This window comes from Pseudomonas sp. Kh14 (assembly GCF_900291005.1).
Taxonomy (GTDB): domain Bacteria; phylum Pseudomonadota; class Gammaproteobacteria; order Pseudomonadales; family Pseudomonadaceae; genus Aquipseudomonas; species Aquipseudomonas alloputida.
On sequence record NZ_OLKJ01000252.1, the window covers coordinates 1 to 244 of the forward strand.

At 58.6% G+C, this 244-nt stretch carries 1 pseudogene; it reads right to left on the bottom strand.

Annotated elements, in window-relative coordinates:
• Positions 1–244, bottom strand: a pseudogene (locus tag FQ668_RS28020) (IclR family transcriptional regulator); the annotation flags it as partial.

Below are 244 nucleotides of genomic sequence, written 5' to 3' on the forward strand. Positions count from 1 at the left end.
CCGTCGCACCGCTCCAGGGAGAGGACTTGGTTGCCATCGAGCACAGCCAAGTAAGACGTTTCGCCGGTCAAATCCCGCAGGGCCCGAAGTTCTTCACTGGCCGCAGATACCAGATCAGGCTCCAAGTAAGCGTTACGCACCATTTCCAGGTAGTTGAATCCCAGCCGGTAGACCTTACGTGTCGGATCGCGGCGGATCATGCCGCGATCAACGAGCGTGGCGATGATGCGGTACAGAGTCGTAC